Consider the following 16,797-nt stretch of genomic DNA (forward strand, 5'->3'; position numbering starts at 1 on the left):
AGCGCCCTTGTCTCAAGGGTATAAACGCCGACTTGATCCGGGGTCCATTCGGCACTTCATCGCGGGCGCGGCGAGAATGGATGCCGGATCAAGTCCGGCAGGACGCCAGAGAGAGGGGTCGGGTGTTGCATTTCCCTCCGTTGCCCCGTAAAGGCGCGGGCTTCGCGTCCCCGGGCGTACAGACTCACGCGGCTGGTCGGAAACCAGCGGCACAGGAGCAGACGAGATGAAAAAAGACCTCCACCCCGATTATCACATGATCACGGTCAAGATGACCGATGGCACCGAATATCAGACGCGCTCGACCTGGGGCAGCGAAGGCGATGTGCTGACGCTCGACATCGACCCGACCGCGCACCCGGCATGGACCGGCGGCAACCAGCGCCTGCTCGATCAGGGCGGCCAGGTCGCGAAGTTCAACAAGCGCTTCGGCGGCCTAACCCTCAAGCGCTAAAGCGCTTTTCCCCTCCCGCTCGCGGGAGGGGCAGCGGGACTTGCGAACCTGTTCGCCAGTCGCAGCGGGGTGGGCAGCGGAGCATCGCGCCTCATCGCGGCCTCCACCCCGATCTCTCCCTTTCGGGGAGGGCTCTACGCTGTCAAAATCTTCGCAAGCGCGCTTTGCCACCCGGCAAGGCGCGCTTCGCGTTTCTGCGCGTCGAGCGCCGGGGTGAAGCGCGTCGTGCGGCCGCGCATCGTCCGTGCCGCCTCGGCAAGGTTCGGATACAGGCCCGCGCCCGTCGCGGCCAGCATTGCGGCGCCGAGCGCCGTGCTTTCGACGAAGTCCGGACGTTCGACCACCAACCCCAGCATGTCGGCCAGATCCTGCGCCATCCAGTTGTTCGCCGCCATGCCGCCATCGATGCGAAGGTCGGCCCAGTCGACGCCGTCGGCCGCGAAGGCGGTCTTGAGGTCGTGCGCCTGATAGGCCTGCGCCTCGAGCGCGGCGCGCGCGACATGCGCCTTGCTGCTCGCGAAGCTGAGCCCCGACAGCGCGGCAAGTGCATCGGGGCGCCAGTGCGGGGCGCCGAGCCCTGACAGGGCAGGGACCAGATAGACGCCGCCATTGTCGGACACCGACCGGGCCAGCCCCTCGCTCTCGCCCGCGCTCGCGAGCAGTCCCAATCCATCGCGCAGCCACTGGATCAGGCTGCCGGCGACGAACACCGATCCTTCGAGGGCATAGCTGCGCCGGTCGCCTTCCTGCACCAGCACCGTGGCCAGCAGGCGGTTCGCCGAATGCGGGCGCGTCTCTCCGCTCGCCGACAGGATGAAGGCGCCGGTGCCGAAGGTCGCCTTGGTCTGGCCGGGGGCAAGGCACGCTTGGCCAATCGTCGCCGCCTGCTGGTCGCCCGCCATGCCACAGATCGGGATGGCGCCGCCGAACAGCGCGGGATCGGTGGTGCCGACCCGGGTCGTGCAGCCCGCGATCTCGGGCAGTAGGCCCATCGGCACGCCCAGCAGGTCGCACAGACCGGCATCCCAGCCGTCCGCCCCGTCGATCTTCATCAGCAGCGTGCGGGACGCGTTGGTCGCATCGCTGACATGGACGCCGCCGGTCAGGCGGAAAACGAGATAGGATTCGATCGTTCCGACCGCGAGCCGGTCGCCCGCTTTGCGTAACTGCGGCCAGTTTTCGAGCGCCCAACCGATCTTGCTTCCCGAAAAATAGGGATCGAGCAGCAGGCCGCTGCGCTCCTGCACCGTCGCTTCGTGCCCCGCTTCCTTAAGCGCGGCGCAGGCGGCGGCGGTGCGCCGGTCCTGCCAGACGATTGCGCGCGCAAGCGGTGCGCCGGTCGCCCGGTCCCAGAACACCACCGTCTCGCGCTGGTTGGTGATGCCGATCGCGGCGATCCGGTCGGCGCCGCCCGCCTTGTCGATCATTGTCCGCGTGCAGGCGAGCGTGGCCTGCCAGATTTCCTCGGCATCATGCTCGACCAGGCCGGGGCCGGGATAATGCTGCCGGAACTCGCGCTGCGCGCTGCCCAGCGGCGTGCCGTCGGCGGCGAACAGCATCGTGCGCGTCGAGGTGGTGCCTTCGTCGATGACGATGATGTTTTCGGGCACCTGAATCTCCTCGGTTCGTGCTCGGCTTGTCGAAACACTGTTCTTTTCTTTCGATTAGCAATGAAGAAAGAACGGCTCTTCGACAAGCTCAGGGCGAACGGGTTTTTGGGCGAGGCTTCGGGTTCACGCAATCATCTTGTAATTTTGCGCAATATCCGCCATATGCTTGTGCAGCGCAGCATGGCGGCAGCAGGCCGCCCTCCACCGGCAGCGTGATTTTCCGGCCCGCGACAGGGCTGGACGAGCCGGTTGCGCTGAGTCCCTTGAGGCACCCTTTCACGCGGGTCGTTTCGAACCCGCCCGCCGTGCGCGGCCGTTTTGCGGCGCGTCCACGGCTTTATCGTGAGTAGATTATCAAAATGGAATTCAAAGACTTCGGCCTCCACGCCGACATCGAGCGTGCGCTGACGGCCAAGCGCTATACCCAGCCGACGCCGATTCAGAGCCAGGCGATCCCCGTCCTGCTCGAAGGGCGCGACCTGTGCGGTATCGCGCAGACCGGCACCGGCAAGACGGCGGCCTTCTCGCTGCCTTCGCTCGACTATATGCTATCGAACCCGCGCCCGCGCACTCCGCGCGGCTGCCGCATGCTCGTCCTGTCGCCGACCCGCGAACTGGCGGCGCAGATCGCGCAGAGCTGTCGCGACTACGGCCGTTTCACCAAGCTCAGTGTTGCGACGGTGTTCGGCGGCGTGCCGATCAATCGCCAGATTCGCGACCTGTCGCAGGGCGTCGACATCCTCGTCGCGACGCCGGGCCGGCTGCTCGACCTGGTCGACCAGCGCGCGCTGCGCCTCGACGACGTCGAAATCTTCGTCCTCGACGAGGCCGATCAGATGATGGACATGGGCTTCATCCATTCGCTGCGTCGCGTCGCCAATATCCTGCCGAAACAGCGCCAGAATCTCTTCTTCTCGGCAACGATGCCGAAGGAAATCGCGGCGCTCGCGCAGCAGTTCCTGCACGACCCCGTCACCGTCTCGGTGGCGCCGCAGGCGACGACCGCGGAAAAGATCCGCCAGCGCGTTACCTTCGTCGAGCAGAAGGAGAAGCAGGCGCTGCTTCATCATGTCCTGCGCAGCGAGGAGATCGACCGCGCGCTGATCTTCACGCGCACCAAGCATGGCGCCGACCGTGTCGTCCGCCATCTGAAAGGCGCGGGGATCGACGCCTTTGCGATCCACGGCAACAAGAGCCAGGGACAGCGCACCACCGCGCTTCAGGCCTTCCGTTCGGGGCAGGTGCGGCTGCTCGTCGCGACCGACATCGCGGCGCGCGGCATCGACGTGTCGGGGGTCAGCCATGTCATCAACTTCGAGATTCCGAACGTCCCCGAACAATATGTCCACCGGATCGGCCGCACTGCGCGCGCCGGGGCGGAGGGCATCGCGATCAGTTTCGTTGCACCCGACGAGCGCACCTATCTGCGCGACATCGAACGCGTGACGCGGACCCGCGCCGAGCCGGTTTCGCTGCCCGATGGTTTTACGGAGATGGTCCGCAACCTGCCCAAGCCCGCCCAGCCGCCGCGCAATACCGGCGGCAAGGGCCGCGATCCGCAGCGCCAGCGCGAAGATGCGCTGCGCAAGAAGGCGGACGGCGCGCCGTCGCCGCGCGGCCCGCGCCGCGAAGCGGCGGGCGAGGGCGCACAGCCCCAGCGCAAGCGCCGTTTCCGGCCGCGTCGCGGCGGTGTCGGCGCGCACAAGGGCGCGGTCCAGCGCGTCGGCTGACGCCGGCAACCTCGTCCGCTCCCGATCCTTTCCCGACCGCCGCCGATTGACGTGCCGTTCCGGCACGTTAGGGTCGGCGGGGGTCTGGGGAGGCGTAATGATCGACGAGGACGAGTTCGAACCGCTGCCGCCGCGGCGGCCCTTGCTGCGCCGCAAGCGTGTCCTGATTCCGCTCGGGCTGCTGCTCGCGCTCGTCGCGCTGTTCCTCGCCCTGCGCACCCCCGACACCGATCGCGACGCGATGATCGCCCGATATGGCGGCGCGGACGCACAGTTCGCGGTGGGGCCGGCGGGGCAGCGCATCCATTATCGCGATCAGGGAAAGCGCGATGCGGAGGCGCTCGTCCTGCTGCACGGGTCGAACAGCAGCCTTCAGACGTGGGAACCGCTGGTCCGGCGGCTGGGCGATCGCTATCGCATTGTCACGCTCGACCTGCCGGGGCACGGTCTGACGGGCGGCACTCCCGACAAGGATTATAGCGCCGACGGCATGATCGCCGCGGTCGATGTCGTGGCCGCGCGGCTCGATCTCGACCGCTTCGTGCTCGGCGGCAATTCGATGGGCGGCTGGGTGGCATGGCGTTATGCGCTCGCTCGCCCCGATCGCATCGACGCGCTGCTGCTGCTCGACGCCGCGGGGATGCCGCTGCGCGCCGGCGAAAAGCCGCCGCCGTCGAACATCGGCTTTCGCCTGCTGCAATATCCGCTCGGGCGCTGGCTGGCGGCGCAGATCACGCCGCGCTCGCTGGTCGAACGGTCGCTGCGCGGGTCGGTGGAGCGGCAGGATATCGTCACCGACGCGATGATCGACCGCTATTGGAATCTGCTGCGCTTCCCCGGCAATCGCGAGGCGACCTCGCTGCGTGCGACGCTCGACCGCGAACCCGCGATGGCGGACCGCATCGGCGCGATCGCGGCACCGACGCTGATCCTGTTCGGCAAGCAGGACCGGTTGATAAACCCCAGCGCGGCGCAGACTTTCCATGAACGCATCGCGGGGTCGGAGATCGTAATGCTCGACGGCGTCGGCCATCTGCCGATGGAGGAGGCGCCCGACGCGACCGCCACCGCGATCGCCGATTTCCTCAAGCGGCGGCTCGTTGCTCCGCCCGCGCCGGCTGGTCGAGAAACGCCCTGATCCGCGCCGCGACAGACGTGGCGTGAGTGAAGGGAAAAAGGTGCGACCCTGGCACGATTTCCAGCGTGGCGCCTTCGATCAGGTCGGCAATCGCCCGGCCGTGGCTGGCGGGCACCACGCCGTCGCGCTCGCCCATCAGCACCAGCGTCGGCAGCGCCCTCAGCCGGGGCAGCATCGGCGCGCTCGTCCATCCGGCCATCGCCATCGCCTGATAGGACAGGCCGAGCGGCGTCGCGGTCGGCAGCCGCAGGCCGCTCGCGAGCATATCGTCGTCGAGCAGCGCGGCCCAGCCGATCCCCGGCGCCGCGACGGTGGGGGTGGTCGCCATCAGCACGAGGCGGCGGATTCGGCCGGGAAATTGCACCGCGACCTGCTGCGCCAGCGCGCCGCCCCAGCTGAAACCGGCGAGGTCGAGCTGTCGGTGCCCGAAGCGGTCGGCGATCTCCATGACCGTTGCCGCCATCGTCGGCGCCGCATAGGGTAGCAGCGCGTCGGGCGAGCCGCCGACTCCCGGCATGTCGAGCGTCCACACCTCGCGCTCGCCGATCTGGGCAAGCAGCGGCGCGGCCGCGGTGATGTCGGCGCCGATCCCGTTGAGGAACAGCAGGGGTGGTCCGCCCTTGCCCGCACGCCAGCGCGCGACGCGCAGCGTCAGGCCATAGACATGTTCGGTGCTGACGGACGGCCGCCCGCTGATCCTGCTCATAGCACACGCCTTGGCACAGCTTGACGCGGGGCGAAAGGGGTCCGCCTTCGCCGCCGCGGTTTGCCGCGCGGCGGTATTTCAGCCGTCCGCTGCCGCTCTGGCCGCTTTCTCGTAGCGCAGGCAGTCGAAGATTTTGGCGCCCGCGAGGAATACCGAGCCGCTGCACGCAGCGAGCAGCAGCTTGCCGCCGATACCGGGATATTGGTCCAGATAGATCATCCCGCGCGCCATCGCCCCCACGCCGAGCGCGTAGATGATCAGGCACGCCTCGAAGCGCGTCTTGATGACGAACAGCCGTCCGATTTTCTTCAACATCACCATCAGCATCGCCGCCATCCGAAGCAAGGGACGTGCCAGCGGCGCAAATCGGGGAATCGATGCCGCGGGCCGATGGTAAACTGTAAGTTAACCCGACACGCAAGGGAAGGGGAAGAGCGCCGCCTTATACCAGTTCGCCGAAGTCCATCGCGTCCAGCAACGCCGCGCGGGCACGTCGGACGTCGCGGACCAGCGCCGCCGAAGCAAGGTCTCCCGGCGCGATCGCGTCGGGCCAATGCGCCGCGACCACCGCGGCGATCCGGTCGAGCTTCGCCTCGTCGGCCAGAAAGCGCGGATCGACGGTCGCCGGGTCGGCGACGACGCGCAACCGTAGGCAGGCGGGGCCGCCGCCGTTCGCCATCGACTGGCGCACATCGACGGGCAGCAGCCTGCGGATCGGACCGTTGCCGGCGACATGCGCCTCCAGCCAGGTCCAGACGCTCGGCGTCTCGCGCGCCTCGGTCGGCAGGACGAGTCCCATGCCGTCGCCTTCGGGCAGGCTGACGAGCTGGGCGTTGAACAGATAGGATCTGATCGCGTCGGGCAGGCTCACCGCGCTGGCCGGAACCTCGACGATTTCGACCTCGGGAAAGATGGCGCGGATCGCGGCATGCGCTTCCTCGCGGTTCTCGAACGCCGTTTCGTGCGTGAAGAGGACGCGCTCGTTGGCGACCGCGACGACGTCGTTGTGAAAGGCGCCGCCCTGGATCGCCATGTCCGACTGGCGAAGAAACAGCGTGCGCGCGGGATCGAGTCGGTGCCGCCGCGCGATCGCCCTTGATGCGTCGAGGTGCTGGCGCGCGGGAAAGCGGCCGCCGCCGATGCCATAGACGAAGATCTCCACCCCCGGCGCCCCATGCCCCGCGCACAGCCGCATATGGTTCGCCGCACCCTCGTCGCCGAACGGAGCCGGCACGGGACCGTGGACCGCGAAGGCCGGATCGGCGAAGGCAAGGCGAAGCTGCGCGAGCGTGCCCGGCCATTCGTGACTGCGGTGCGGCATGGTGACGAGGTTGGCGACGGTCAGATGGCATCGCCCGTCGTCGCTATCGGGCGCCGGCGACACGGTTGCGGCGTTGGCGGCCCACATCGACGATGCCGACCACGCCTGTGCGCGCAGGTGCGGCTCGACCTCGTCGAGCGTGGTGGCGAGCGTTTCGAGCCACGCCGCGTCGGGCCGGTCGAGCGGCATGAAATATCCCTGCGGCATGCCGAGCGCCAGATTGTGCCGCATCTTCTCGACCCCCTGCAACGCCGCGGCGCGTGGCTGCGACACGTCGCCGGCATTGCTGGCCGAAGCGATGTTGCCGCGGCTGAGCCCGGCGTAATTATGCGTGGGCCCGATGACGCCGTCGAAGTTGATTTCGGTGAGCATGGTTTTCTTTCCTGAGCCCCTCCCCTTCAGGGGAGGGATGCAGTTTCCTACTACCGCCCGATCCAGCTGATCTCGGCACCCTTGCCGATGTCGAGCAGCCCCGCGCATTTCGCATCGATCGTTCCATCCGCACCGACCTGTCCGAAGCAGCAGCGGAAATCGGCGAGGCGGCCGGTCGCGATCAGCGCGTCCTCGCCGCTCTCCGCAATTCCCGTCACCTCGACATGCCGCGCGTTCCGGATGCTCGCGACCTGATCGGTGCGTGCGGTCATCGTCGGGCCGCCGTCGAAGATGTCGATATAATTTTCGAAAGCGAAGCCTTCATTCTCCAGCATCCGCATCGCGGCGCGGCCGCTGGGATGCGGGACGCCGATCACCGATCGCGCGCTGTCGGGCAGCATCGCTATATAGACCGGATGCTTGGGCATCAGGTCGGCAATGAACTGGTTGCCGTGAACGGCGTTGAACTGGTCCGCCTCCTGAAAGCTCATCCCGAAGAATTTGCCCGCGACTCCGTCCCAGAAGGGCGAGCCGCCCGCTTCGTCGATCACCCCGCGCAATTCGGCGAGGATGCGATCGGCGAAACGCGCGCGATGCCGCGCGATGAACAGATAGCGCGACCGCGCGAGCAGCAGGCCGAGCCCGCCCGCGCGCGCCGCGGGGTGCAGGAATAGTCCGCCGACCTCGCTCGCGCCGTGCAGGTCGTTGCTCAGCATCAGCACCTGCGCGTGAAAGGTGCGGCCCAATTGCTCGCTATGCTTGCTGTCGGTGCCGATGCGATAGGAATAGAAGGGCCAGTGCTGCCCGACCTGCGCGAAAATCTGGCAGGTGCCGCGCACCTCGCCGGTTTCGACCTCTTCTAGCACCATCAGATAGAGTTCGTCGCCCGGCGCATCCTCCTCGCGCGCGAAACTCGCCTCGGCGCGTTCGAGCTTGGACCGTAGCGCCTGCCGGTCGGGAGGCAGGTTGGTGAAGCCGCCGCCCGTCAGCTTCGCCATTTCATAGATGCTCTGCAGGTCGCCCGGCTTTGCCGCCCGGATCAGATAATTCACGCTGTCCCCCGTTCCGCCAGTCTGAGCATGGTCAGCGCCGACAGCCGCGCGCGTTCGGGCAAACTGTCGACGATCAGAAATTCGTCGGCCGAATGGATGGCGCCCCCGCGCGGCCCCATCGTGTCGACCACCGACACGCCGCAGGCGGCGATATTGTTGCCGTCGCACACGCCGCCCGTCGCCTTCCAGTCGATGGCGATCCCCAGCAGCGCGCCGCAATCGCGCACCAGTTCGAACAGCCGCGTTGCCGGCTCGTCGAGCGGCTTGGGCGGCCGGTTGAAACCGCCATGAAGGTGGCAATGCACGTCATGCTCCCGCGCCACCGCTGCCATGGCATCGCGCAGCGCCGCTTCGGCCGCCGCCATCGCATCGGGGGTCGCAGGGCGCATGTTGACGCGCAGGATCGCCTGATCGGGAACGACGTTATTCGGTCCGCCGCCGTCGATCTTCGCCGGGTTGACCTTGAGATCGGGCGATTTCAGCGCATTCAGCCGCAGCGCCAGATCGGCCGCGGCGATCAGCGCGTTGCGTCCCTCCTCGGGGTTGCGTCCGGCATGCGCCGAACGGCCGTGGATCGACACCGAAAAATTACCGCTGCCCGGCCGCGCGCCGGCGAGCGTTCCGTCGGGAAGCGCGGGTTCATAGGTGAGCGCTGCCGCCTTGCCCTTCGCCAGTTCGGCGATCAGCGCGGCAGAGGCGTGGCTTCCCGTTTCCTCGTCGCTGTTGATCATCACGTCATAGCCGATGCGCGGGGCGAGCGGCGACGCTTCGAGCGCGGTCAGCGCCGCGAGGATCACCGCGATTCCGCCCTTCATGTCGGCGGTGCCGGGACCGTTCAACACGCCCGGTTCGCGCCATGTCAGCGACTGGAACGGGTGATCGGCTGGAAACACCGTGTCCATATGGCCGGTCAGGAGCAGTTGCACCGGCGCGTCGGGGCGCACGCGGATGTGGAGATGATCGCCGCGCACGATCGTCTGGACCCGCCCCGCCGCGTCGACGCTTTCGACCGGATCGGGTTCGACCAGCCGCACCGTGCCCGGCAGGACGGCAAAGGCGTCGGCGAGCATCCCCGCGATCGTCTTCAGCCCCGCCAGATTGCCGGTACCGCTGTTCACCGCCGCCCACGCCTCGACCGCGGCCAGCATCGGGGCATCGGCGGCGCGTTCGAGTGTCGCCATTTCACTCGCAGTAAGGGCGGTCATTGCGTGCCTATAGCGAGCGGCGAGGGACTTTTGCACCCCCGGTCTGGCATTTTGTCGGCGCGATACCGTAAGTCACTGATGCCCAATAATCCTGCCAGTAGAGCCTCCAGGGAAGCCGACTGCCGGATCGCGCCATTAACCAAAATTTGGTGGCCGCTTCGCTACGCGGGGCGGACCAATGGTGAGTGGGGCGATGACTGCTGCTTTCGTGCTTGGCATAAATATGGTCGTTGCGGGCATCTTTGCCGTGGCCTTCACCGTGGTCGCGGCGACGAACCGGAGCGCGCGCGGCGCATGGTGGCTGGCGCTCGGTTGCGGGGTGGGAATCGTCAACGCCGGTCTGGAATTCCTGCTCCGGCAACAGGCCGATCCGGTGCCGGTCAGCATCGCCATCTTCCTCGTTTTCCTTTCCGCGCTCAGCTTCGCGCTGATCGGGGTCGCGCGCCACTACCGCGTCGAGCCGCCGTGGACCGCGATGGCCGCGATCTGGATTGTCACGGTCCTGCTGGTGCCGGTCGTCTTCAGCATGACCTATGGCTCGCTGTCGCGGCTGGTGCTCTACCAGCTTCCCTATTTCGCCATGCAGGCGCTCTTCGGCATCATGATCTGGCGCTCGGGGCGCCGGCAACCGCTCGACCTGCTGCTGGTCGTGTTGCAGGCGGTCGGGGCGACGCTTTATCTGCTCAAGCCGCTGTTCGCGATGTTGGTGGGGACGGCCCGCACGCCGCAGGATTATATGGCGACGACTTATGCCGCGATCTCGCAAAGCGGCAGCGTTGTGGTGCTGATCGCGACCGGTCTCGTCATGCTGCTGGTGACCATGCGCGACACGACGGCCGAGATGATCGCCCGCTCGGAAACCGATCCGCTATCGGGCGTCTTTAACCGCCGCGGTTTCGAACGCCATGCCGAAGCGGCGCTCGCGCGGGAGGGCAGAGCGACGCTGATTGCAGCCGACCTCGACCATTTCAAGCAGATCAACGACAGTTTCGGCCATGCCGCGGGCGATGGCGTGATCGCGCACTTCGCCGCGATGCTGACCGAAGCCGCTCCATCCGAAGCAATCGTCGGCCGCGTCGGGGGCGAGGAGTTCGCCGTGCTGCTGCCTGCCGCGCTGCTGTCCGACGGACGCCTCTATGCCGAGGCGGTGCGCGCCGCCTTTGCGTCGGCGGAACTGCCCGTGCTCGGCGTCGACCGCCGTTTCAGCGCGTCCTTCGGCGTTGCCCAATGGATGCCGCCGGAAACTTTGCCCGACCTGCTCCATCGCGCCGACACGGCGCTTTACCGGGCAAAGTCGGGCGGTCGGAACCGGGTCTGCGTCGTGCTGGGCGATCTGCCGCCGACGCCGGTGCGCGGCGCCGCCTGACCGGCGCCGCAACCCTCCCGTCCCCTCTTTCGACCCACCGCCCCATTGCCAAGCCCCGCCATTCGCGCCATAGGGCGGCGGCCCTTTCCTCCCCGGGTCCACTGGCGCGTTCGCGCTGACCAAAGGGTGCTTGCATGACTGATTTTCTCGATCGCCACGGCCTTTCCGTCGATTCGCGTCTGGTCGATTTTCTCGAAACCCGGGCGCTGCCGGGAACGGGGCTCGACCCCGATCGCTTCTGGGCCGATTTCGCGATGCTGCTCGGCCGGTTCGCGCCCGAGAATGCCGCGCTGCTCGCCAGGCGCGAGGATCTGCAGGCGAAGATCGACGCCTGGCACGACGCCCGCAAGGGCGAGGCGCACGATCCCGCCGCCTATCAGGCCTTCCTGCGCGCGATTGGCTATCTCGTTCCGGAGCCAGCGCCATTTCAGGTCGGCACAGCGAATGTCGATCCCGAGATCGCGACGATGGCCGGGCCGCAACTCGTCGTTCCCGCGCTCAACGCGCGTTTCGCCCTGAACGCCGCCAATGCGCGCTGGGGCAGCCTCTACGACGCCTTTTATGGCACCGACGCGCTCGACGCGCCGGCGGCGAAGCCCGGCGGCTACGACCCTGAGCGCGGCGCGGCGGTGATCGCGCGCGCCAAGGCCTTCCTTGACGAAGCCGTGCCGCTCGCCGCCGGTTCGTGGGCCGACTGGCAGGGCGGGGAACCGCAACTCGCCGACCCCGCGCAGCTTGTCGGCACGCGCGACGGCGGCATCCTGCTGCGGCACAACGGTCTGCACATCGAACTGGTGATCGACCCCGCCAGCCCGATCGGTCGCACCGATCCGGCGGGAATCGCCGACGTGATGATCGAGGCCGCGCTGACGACGATCATCGACCTCGAGGATTCGGTCGCCGCGGTCGATGGCGAGGACAAGGTGCTCGGCTATGCCAACTGGCTCGGCCTGATGCGCGGCGACCTCGTCGAAAGCTTCGACAAGGGCGGCCGGACCGTCACCCGCGCGATGGCGCCCGACCGCGAATGGACCGCGCCCGACGGCACCGCCTTCACGCTGCATGGCCGCGCGGTCCTGTTTGTGCGCAACGTCGGTCATCTGATGACCACCCCGATGATCCGGCTGCCGGGCGGCGGCGAGGCGCCGGAGGGCATTTGCGACGCGGTGATCACCAGCCTGTGTGCGCTGCACGACCTCAAGCAACTCGGCACGCTGCGCAACAGCCGCGCGGGCAGCGTCTATATCGTCAAGCCCAAGCAGCATGGGCCGGAGGAATGTGCCTTCACCGACCGCCTGTTCGACGCGGTCGAGGACATGCTCGGTCTCGCGCGCCACAGCGTGAAGGTCGGGGTGATGGACGAGGAGCGCCGCACCAGCGCCAATCTTGCCGCCTGCATCGAAGCGGTGAAGGATCGCATCGTCTTCATCAACACCGGCTTCCTCGACCGCACCGGGGACGAGATCCACACCTCGATGCACGCCGGCCCGATGATCCCGAAGGGGGAGATGAAGGCGAGCGACTGGATCGCCGCCTACGAGGATCGCAACGTCCGCATCGGCCTCGCCTGCGGCCTGTCGGGCAAGGCGCAGATCGGCAAGGGCATGTGGGCGATGCCCGACATGATGAAGGCGATGCTGGAGGCGAAGATCGGCCATCCGAAGTCGGGCGCGAACACCGCCTGGGTGCCGTCGCCGACCGCCGCGACGCTCCACGCGCTCCACTATCACGCCGTCGACGTGTTCGCGCGTCAGAAGGAGATCGCGGGCGAGGCGGTGCCGCCGCTCGACCGCCTGCTCGCCATTCCCGTCGCCACCGGCCGCAACTGGAGCGAGGCGGAGGTGACGCGCGAGCTCGACAATAATTGCCAGGGCATCCTCGGCTATGTCGTGCGCTGGATCGACCAGGGCGTCGGCTGCTCGAAGGTGCCCGACATCGACGACGTCGGCCTGATGGAGGATCGCGCGACGCTGCGGATCAGCAGCCAGGCGATCGCCAACTGGCTGCTCCACGGCGTCTGCACCGCCGATCAGGTCGATGCCGCGCTCGCGCGCATGGCAAAGAAGGTCGACGCGCAGAATGCCGGCGACCCGCTCTACGAAACGCTGACGCCCGACGGCATCGCCTGGCGCGCGGCGCGGGCGCTGATCTTCGAGGGCACGGTCCAGCCGTCGGGCTATACCGAGCCGCTGCTGCACAGCTTCCGGCAGGCGAAGAAGGCGGCGTAGCGCAGCGTTGACCTTCAGGGTGACGAAGATTTGAATGTGGGGGTGAGTCCTGTAGGGCTTCCGTCTCATTCATTCGATGGAGTTTCCCATGCAGATCGCGGTGCTGACGTTCGACGGCTTCAACGAACTGGATTCGTTCATCGCCGCCGCGATCCTCAACCGGCTACGCGGACAGGGATGGGCGGCGCATATTACGGCACCGACGGCGCGCGTGACCTCGATGAACGGCGTCGCGATCGACCGGCAGAAGCCGCTGGAATATGCTGAAGAGGCCGATGCCGTCATCGTCGGCAGCGGCGTCCGCACGCGCGAAATCGCGGCCGATCCGGCGATCCTCGACCGGATCCGGCTCGATCCGGCACGCCAGCTTGTCGGCGCGCAATGCTCGGGGACATTGCTGCTCGCGAAGCTGGGACTGATCGGCGATCTTCCCGCCTGCACCGACCTGACGACGAAGCCCTGGGTGATCGAGGCGGGGGTAGAGGTACTCGACGCGCCCTTCGTCGCGCACGGCAATGTCGCGACCGCGGGCGGCTGTCTCGCCTCGCAATATCTCGCTGCGTGGGTCATCGCGCGCCTTGCGGACGAAGCCGCAGCGGAGGAGGCGCTCCACTATGTCGCGCCGGTCGGCGAGAAGGCGCTTTATGTCGAGCGCGCGATGGCGGCTGTCCGGCCTTTTCTGCGGCATGGTGTCGTCGCGGCCGCCTGATCTTCAAATCGCCTGGCCGCGCGGCTATGGGCGTCGGCCATGAGCTTCACCGTCGCCGCCCTCTATCGCTTCGCGCCGTTCGACGATCCCGCCGCGTTGCGCCAGCCCTTGCTGGAGCTTTGCGCCGCCAATGGGGTCATGGGCACGCTGCTGCTGGCGCGCGAAGGCATCAACGGGACGATCGCGGGCAGCGAAACCGGTATCGCCGCGGTCGTCGCGCATATCCGCGCGCTTCCCGGCTGCGCTGACCTCGACGTCAAATATTCGATGGCGGCGGCGATGCCCTTCGGGCGCCTCAAGGTCCGGCTGAAAAAGGAAATCGTGACGATGAAGGTGCCGGGAATCGACCCGGCGCGCGAGGTCGGCGCCTATGTCGATCCCGCCGACTGGAACGCGCTGGTCGACGATCCCGACACGGTGCTGATCGACACGCGCAACGATTTCGAGGTCGGCTACGGCAGTTTCGACGGCGCGATCAACCCGCGCACCCGCAGTTTCGGCGATTTTCCCGACTGGTGGCGCGCCAATGCCGATCGCTTCGCGGGCAAGCGCGTCGCGATGTTCTGTACCGGCGGCATTCGCTGCGAGAAATCGACCGCCTTCCTGAAGCGCGAGGGCGTCGCCGACGTGGTCCATCTGAAGGGCGGCATCCTCGCCTATCTCGAACAGGTGCCCGAGGCGGAGAGCCGCTGGCAGGGCGGCTGTTTCGTCTTCGACGAACGCGTGAGCATCGGCCATGGTCTGGTCGAGATGGGGGAGAAGGAAGGCCACGAACTTCGCTGAACCCCACCTGCGTCATGCTGAACTTGTTTCAGCATTCACGGCCCGGTCTCACGGTAAACGCCGCGTCAATCGAGGCTTGTTCCCCGGCGAAAGCCGGGGTCCAGACAGGGGCAGCACTACACCATATGGACCCCGGCTTTCGCCGGGGAACAGCTACCTGCCGAAAAGGGACGATTACCGAATAACTTCCGCATAACGAACAAGGCGCGCCGATCCTCGACTCAGCCAACCGCACGCGCCGCGCCATATTCGATCCAGCCGAACGGGCGCGGGGTCTTGGGCATATAGTGCGCGGCCTGCCGATCGACCGCAAAGCCCGCCTTGGCATAGGCGTCGGAAATCGGCCGCGTCAGGTGGCAATTGCCGCCGATGCGCTTCCACACCGGCTCGATCCGCCGCTGCCATTTCGCGACCCCCGCGTCGGGCGCGCCGCCATGTTCGAGGAACAGCGCGGTGCCGCCTGGTTTCAGAACCCGGCGAATCTCCGCCAGCACCGCCGCCTGATCGGCGACTGAGCACAGGGTGAAGGTGGTGACCACCGTGTCGAAGCGCCCGCTGTCGAAGGGCATCGCCTCGCCGACCCCGCCCGCGATCGTCGCCTCGATCCCGCGCTCCTGCGCCGCGGCGCGGCTCATCGCGAGCAGTTCGGGCGACGGGTCGAGGCCCGTGAAGCTGGAGACCCGGCTCCAGTCATAGAATTCCATGTTGATACCGCCACCGCAGCCCAGTTCCAGCACGTCGCCCGCCGCGTTCGGAACGACCTTGCTGCGCGCCTTCATGATCTGACCCTGCGAACAGGCGCAGCGGATCAGGCGCGGTACGGCGTGACGGTCCCACCAGCTAGCCATTGTCTCTCTCCCCTTGGCGCGCAGCCTGTCCCTTGCTAGCGCGCTTGACAACACCCATCTGACCGGGCGGTTCGATTGTTCCGTTCGTGTCGAGCGAAGTCGAGACACCCATCGTTGCCGCGCAAGGCCGATGGGTGTCTCGACTTTGCTTGATGCGAACGGATAAGGAAACGTTCGAAACGCTCATCGATCACGCAGCAACAGGACGATCATGCCCACCACTCACCACACCAAGATGCTCATCCTCGGCTCGGGTCCGGCGGGCCTGTCGGCCGCCATCTATGCCGCGCGTGCCGGGATGCAGCCGATCGTGGTCCAGGGGCTCCAGCCCGGCGGCCAGTTGACCATCACCACCGACGTCGAAAATTATCCCGGTTTCGCCGAGGTGATTCAGGGCCCCTGGCTGATGGAACAGATGACCGCGCAGGCGGTCCATGTCGGGACCAGCATGATCTGGGACACGATCGTCGACGTCGACCTGTCGCAACGCCCCTTCCGGCTCATCGGTGACGGCGGCGACGTCTATGTCGCCGAAACGCTGGTGATCGCGACCGGCGCGCAGGCGAAATGGCTGGGAGTTCCCGGCGAGCAGGAACTGGGCGGCAAGGGCGTGTCGGCCTGCGCGACGTGCGACGGCTTCTTCTATCGCGGCAAGAAAGTGGTGGTGATCGGCGGCGGCAATACCGCGGTCGAGGAGGCGCTCTACCTCACCAACCACAGCGACGACGTGACGCTGATCCACCGTCGCGATTCGCTGCGCGCCGAAAAGATATTGCAGGACCGGCTGCTCGCCAATCCGAAGATCAAGGTCATCTGGAACAAGAAGGTCGATCGCTTCGTCGCGGGCGAAGGCGCCGCGGGGCTGGTCGGTGTCGACCTGATCGACACCGTCACCGGCGAAGCGAGCCACGAGCCCACCGACGGCGGCTTCGTCGCGATCGGGCACAAACCCTCGACCGAATTGTTCGTCGGCAAGCTGCCGCTCGACGATGACGGCTATCTGCAGGTGACGCCCGGCACCTCGCTGACCGCCGTTCCCGGCGTCTTCGCGGCGGGCGACGTGACCGACAAGGTCTACCGCCAGGCGGTGACCGCGGCAGGCATGGGCTGCATGGCCGCCCTCGACGCCGAACGCTTCCTTGCCGAGGCGGAGTATCGCGCCACGGTGGATGCGTAAACGGAGCCCGAACGGAGAGGCTTCGGTCAAAGCTGACATTCAGATTTCGTCGGCACCCTGAACTTGTCTGGTGTTTATACCCCTGAGACAGGGACGTT

General features: G+C 67.3%; 16 protein-coding genes. 9 read left to right on the forward strand and 7 right to left on the reverse strand.

Annotated features, from left to right (window positions below; genetic code table 11):
* Nucleotides 1-226 precede the first annotated feature (226 nt).
* The gene (gene rpmE, locus SGR02S_RS15815) at nt 227-454 is read left to right on the forward strand and encodes a 50S ribosomal protein L31 (RefSeq protein ID WP_067112011.1); all 228 of its coding nucleotides are present in this window, start codon (nt 227-229) and stop codon (nt 452-454) included.
* Nucleotides 455-588: 134 nt separating this feature from the next.
* On the opposite strand, the gene SGR02S_RS15820 is transcribed toward rpmE, so the two are convergent.
* Nucleotides 589-2,064: a glycerol kinase gene (locus SGR02S_RS15820; protein WP_067112013.1), complete on the reverse strand. Its 1,476-nt coding sequence runs from the start codon at nt 2,062-2,064 to the stop codon at nt 589-591.
* 60 nt (nt 2,065-2,124) lie between these two features.
* On the opposite strand from SGR02S_RS15820, the gene SGR02S_RS20135 reads away from it, so the two are divergent.
* The 3 genes from SGR02S_RS20135 (at nt 2,125) to SGR02S_RS15830 (ending at nt 4,932) form a co-directional block, all read left to right on the forward strand.
* Nucleotides 2,125-2,280 carry a hypothetical protein gene (locus SGR02S_RS20135; protein ID WP_156483106.1) on the forward strand — a complete coding sequence of 52 codons (156 nt, stop codon included), beginning with the start codon at nt 2,125-2,127 and terminating at the stop codon, nt 2,278-2,280.
* Nucleotides 2,281-2,423: 143 nt separating this feature from the next.
* Nucleotides 2,424-3,794 carry a DEAD/DEAH box helicase gene (locus SGR02S_RS15825; protein WP_067112015.1) on the forward strand — a complete coding sequence of 457 codons (1,371 nt, stop codon included), beginning with the start codon at nt 2,424-2,426 and terminating at the stop codon, nt 3,792-3,794.
* A gap of 97 nt (nt 3,795-3,891) precedes the next feature.
* Complete coding sequence (locus SGR02S_RS15830) at nt 3,892-4,932, forward strand: alpha/beta fold hydrolase (protein WP_067112019.1); 1,041 nt, start codon at nt 3,892-3,894, stop codon at nt 4,930-4,932.
* Here SGR02S_RS15830 and SGR02S_RS15835 read toward each other — a convergent pair.
* The 5 genes from SGR02S_RS15835 to SGR02S_RS15855 all read right to left on the reverse strand — a co-directional run bounded on the left by SGR02S_RS15835 (nt 4,880) and on the right by SGR02S_RS15855 (nt 9,588).
* Nucleotides 4,880-5,638, reverse strand: a complete 759-nt coding sequence (locus SGR02S_RS15835) for an alpha/beta fold hydrolase (RefSeq protein WP_067112022.1) — start codon at nt 5,636-5,638, stop codon at nt 4,880-4,882. The two genes, SGR02S_RS15830 and SGR02S_RS15835, sit on opposite strands and share 53 nt — an antisense overlap.
* A gap of 78 nt (nt 5,639-5,716) precedes the next feature.
* Nucleotides 5,717-5,953 (reverse strand): hypothetical protein, encoded by a 237-nt coding sequence (locus SGR02S_RS15840; protein ID WP_067112049.1) that lies wholly within the window; start codon nt 5,951-5,953, stop codon nt 5,717-5,719.
* A gap of 127 nt (nt 5,954-6,080) precedes the next feature.
* A complete protein-coding gene (locus SGR02S_RS15845; RefSeq protein WP_067112025.1) occupies nt 6,081-7,331 on the reverse strand; it encodes an N-succinylarginine dihydrolase in 1,251 nt (416 codons plus the stop codon).
* 50 nt (nt 7,332-7,381) lie between these two features.
* Nucleotides 7,382-8,383: an arginine N-succinyltransferase gene (locus SGR02S_RS15850; protein ID WP_067112028.1), complete on the reverse strand. Its 1,002-nt coding sequence runs from the start codon at nt 8,381-8,383 to the stop codon at nt 7,382-7,384.
* Nucleotides 8,380-9,588, reverse strand: coding sequence for a hydrolase (locus SGR02S_RS15855; protein WP_067112031.1), 1,209 nt, complete (start codon nt 9,586-9,588; stop codon nt 8,380-8,382). The genes SGR02S_RS15850 and SGR02S_RS15855 overlap by 4 nt, the downstream gene beginning before the upstream one ends.
* Nucleotides 9,589-9,781: 193 nt before the next feature.
* Between SGR02S_RS15855 and SGR02S_RS15860 the strand changes: the two genes are divergently transcribed.
* The 4 genes from SGR02S_RS15860 to trhO all read left to right on the forward strand — a co-directional run bounded on the left by SGR02S_RS15860 (nt 9,782) and on the right by trhO (nt 14,674).
* Complete coding sequence (locus SGR02S_RS15860) at nt 9,782-10,954, forward strand: GGDEF domain-containing protein (RefSeq protein ID WP_067112034.1); 1,173 nt, start codon at nt 9,782-9,784, stop codon at nt 10,952-10,954.
* Between the two features lie 134 nt (nt 10,955-11,088).
* Nucleotides 11,089-13,182, forward strand: a complete 2,094-nt coding sequence (locus tag SGR02S_RS15865; RefSeq protein ID WP_067112037.1) for a malate synthase G — start codon at nt 11,089-11,091, stop codon at nt 13,180-13,182.
* A gap of 88 nt (nt 13,183-13,270) precedes the next feature.
* Nucleotides 13,271-13,891, forward strand: coding sequence for a DJ-1/PfpI family protein (locus SGR02S_RS15870; RefSeq protein ID WP_067112040.1), 621 nt, complete (start codon nt 13,271-13,273; stop codon nt 13,889-13,891).
* Between the two features lie 39 nt (nt 13,892-13,930).
* Complete coding sequence (gene trhO / locus SGR02S_RS15875; RefSeq protein WP_082797191.1) at nt 13,931-14,674, forward strand: oxygen-dependent tRNA uridine(34) hydroxylase TrhO; 744 nt, start codon at nt 13,931-13,933, stop codon at nt 14,672-14,674.
* A 221-nt stretch (nt 14,675-14,895) separates the two neighbouring features.
* Here the strand turns inward: trhO and SGR02S_RS15880 are convergent, their stop codons facing one another.
* Entirely contained in the window at nt 14,896-15,522 is a 627-nt protein-coding gene (locus tag SGR02S_RS15880; RefSeq protein WP_067112043.1) for a class I SAM-dependent methyltransferase, read from the reverse strand.
* Between the two features lie 211 nt (nt 15,523-15,733).
* Between SGR02S_RS15880 and trxB the strand changes: the two genes are divergently transcribed.
* A complete protein-coding gene (gene trxB / locus SGR02S_RS15885) occupies nt 15,734-16,699 on the forward strand; it encodes a thioredoxin-disulfide reductase (RefSeq protein WP_067112046.1) in 966 nt (321 codons plus the stop codon).
* Nucleotides 16,700-16,797 lie beyond the last annotated feature (98 nt).

This window comes from Sphingopyxis granuli NBRC 100800, from assembly GCF_001591045.1.
In the GTDB taxonomy this organism is placed as follows: Bacteria; Pseudomonadota; Alphaproteobacteria; order Sphingomonadales; family Sphingomonadaceae; genus Sphingopyxis; species Sphingopyxis granuli.

What these genes read in the sequence shown, in the direction of transcription:
- trhO (WP_082797191.1), top strand. Translation starts at nt 13,931, where the DNA reads ATGAGCTTCACCGTCGCCGCCCTCTATCGCTTCGCGCCGTTCGACGAT.
- SGR02S_RS15825 (WP_067112015.1), top strand. Translation starts at nt 2,424, where the DNA reads ATGGAATTCAAAGACTTCGGCCTCCACGCCGACATCGAGCGTGCGCTG.
- SGR02S_RS15830 (WP_067112019.1), top strand. Translation starts at nt 3,892, where the DNA reads ATGATCGACGAGGACGAGTTCGAACCGCTGCCGCCGCGGCGGCCCTTG.
- SGR02S_RS15855 (WP_067112031.1), bottom strand. Translation starts at nt 9,588, where the DNA reads ATGACCGCCCTTACTGCGAGTGAAATGGCGACACTCGAACGCGCCGCC.
- SGR02S_RS15880 (WP_067112043.1), bottom strand. Translation starts at nt 15,522, where the DNA reads ATGGCTAGCTGGTGGGACCGTCACGCCGTACCGCGCCTGATCCGCTGC.
- SGR02S_RS20135 (WP_156483106.1), top strand. Translation starts at nt 2,125, where the DNA reads ATGAAGAAAGAACGGCTCTTCGACAAGCTCAGGGCGAACGGGTTTTTG.
- SGR02S_RS15845 (WP_067112025.1), bottom strand. Translation starts at nt 7,331, where the DNA reads ATGCTCACCGAAATCAACTTCGACGGCGTCATCGGGCCCACGCATAAT.
- SGR02S_RS15840 (WP_067112049.1), bottom strand. Translation starts at nt 5,953, where the DNA reads ATGTTGAAGAAAATCGGACGGCTGTTCGTCATCAAGACGCGCTTCGAG.
- SGR02S_RS15870 (WP_067112040.1), top strand. Translation starts at nt 13,271, where the DNA reads ATGCAGATCGCGGTGCTGACGTTCGACGGCTTCAACGAACTGGATTCG.
- rpmE (WP_067112011.1), top strand. Translation starts at nt 227, where the DNA reads ATGAAAAAAGACCTCCACCCCGATTATCACATGATCACGGTCAAGATG.
- trxB (WP_067112046.1), top strand. Translation starts at nt 15,734, where the DNA reads ATGCCCACCACTCACCACACCAAGATGCTCATCCTCGGCTCGGGTCCG.
- SGR02S_RS15835 (WP_067112022.1), bottom strand. Translation starts at nt 5,638, where the DNA reads ATGAGCAGGATCAGCGGGCGGCCGTCCGTCAGCACCGAACATGTCTAT.
- SGR02S_RS15860 (WP_067112034.1), top strand. Translation starts at nt 9,782, where the DNA reads ATGACTGCTGCTTTCGTGCTTGGCATAAATATGGTCGTTGCGGGCATC.
- SGR02S_RS15865 (WP_067112037.1), top strand. Translation starts at nt 11,089, where the DNA reads ATGACTGATTTTCTCGATCGCCACGGCCTTTCCGTCGATTCGCGTCTG.